Source organism: Paenibacillus sp. OT2-17 (assembly GCF_009827695.1).
In the GTDB taxonomy this organism is placed as follows: Bacteria; Bacillota; Bacilli; order Paenibacillales; family Paenibacillaceae; genus Paenibacillus; species Paenibacillus polymyxa_B.
The window spans coordinates 1-1,387 of sequence record NZ_WUDQ01000773.1 but is presented as its reverse complement, the minus strand read 5'-3'; the positions used below and the strand labels follow the sequence as shown (position 1 = coordinate 1,387).

Below are 1,387 nucleotides of genomic sequence, written 5' to 3'. Positions count from 1 at the left end.
TCTGCTTCGTGCTGCTTACGGTACTGCGAAGGGGTCAGGCCGTTCCATTTTTTAAAGGTCGCAATAAAATAGCTTAGATTGTCAAAACCAACATCCAGCGCAATATCAACCACTTTGCGATCACTTTGCTCCAGCAACCTGCAAGCCTTTTGAATCCGATGATAGTTAATATATTCTACCGGGCTTTTCTGAACCATCTGCTTAAAAAAACGGCAAAAATGCCCCTCACTCATTCCAATCTCATCTGCGATCTCCCGTAAACGTATAGGCTCATGAGCATGACTGTTAATATACACCAGCGCTTTTTTGATCCGTTCAACTTTATTGCGTTGCCCTGCCATAATCACATCCTCTCCGTTAGCGGGGGTCATGTGTGGGTACAGACAGGCGATCATGCTATAGAGCTGCGCCTTGGTCGCCAGTTCACGGGCAGGCGCATTCTGCTCATGGCTGGTGATAATGTGTCGCAATGCAGCCAGCACCTCTTGCTCCCAGGGCTGCACGCCGCGAATGTGAGGGGGAGGGACAAGCTTTTTACTGATAAATGGGTCAATAAACTGCGTTTGCACCGTATCCTGCGTGCGGCTGTGCAGCATGTCGGGGTGAAACACCACCGCAGAAAATACGCAACGAGCGCTTTTTTGTAAATAACCTGCATGAAGCTCGCCGCTGTTGACAAAAAGAGCTTCACCTTCGTTCACCTCCGTATAGACCATATCCGTCTGAAATATGGCGCTCCCCTGTTCCACTACGATAAACTCCATCTCCTCATGCCAATGGGACTCCAGTACACTATTTCCATTTAGCTGCTCTACGCTCGGATATACGCTGACCGGATACATAGGATTGCCGTGAATTCGATTTTCCCGCAACATTTCTCTTTGCATTTCTATGACTCCTTTTCCGCAAACTGATTTATATATAAAACATCAAAATATTGATACAATACGTCAAAATAAAAGAAGTAAACCCTTACATAAATCAATATTATTATAGTAAGGATTTCGAAAAAATCCAACAAGCGATTTGGGATTAAGAAAATAAAGATTGAAGCGGAGGAAGAAACAGATGAAATTTACTGATGGCTATTGGATGGTTCGCAAGGGCTATGAAATACAAAATCCTGCTGAAATCCGTGATATTGTGACGGACGATGCTTCCATGACGGTATATGCAGCCACCCACCGGATCGAGCATAAAGGAGATACGCTGAACGGAGCGTTGCTGAAAGCGACCTACAGCTCGCCTATGCCGAATGTCATTCAGGTGCGTCTGAACCACCATAAGGGACGGGTGCATCAGGGACCGAATTTTGAAATTCACACCTTGCCAACAGAGGTAGACATTACGGTGGATGAGGACGTAGCGGTACTGAAAAGCGGCGATC

Annotated in this window: 1 protein-coding gene and 1 pseudogene; one reads left to right on the top strand and one right to left on the bottom strand. The window is 46.1% G+C overall.

Going from position 1 to position 1,387, the window contains the following annotated elements; genetic code table 11:
- The coding region (locus GRP75_RS26995; protein ID WP_160790893.1) for an AraC family transcriptional regulator at window positions 1-887 on the bottom strand (887 nt) is incomplete at its 3' end.
- A gap of 181 nt (window positions 888-1,068) precedes the next feature.
- On the opposite strand from GRP75_RS26995, the pseudogene GRP75_RS26990 reads away from it, so the two are divergent.
- A pseudogene (locus GRP75_RS26990) lies at window positions 1,069-1,387 on the top strand (alpha-xylosidase); the annotation flags it as partial.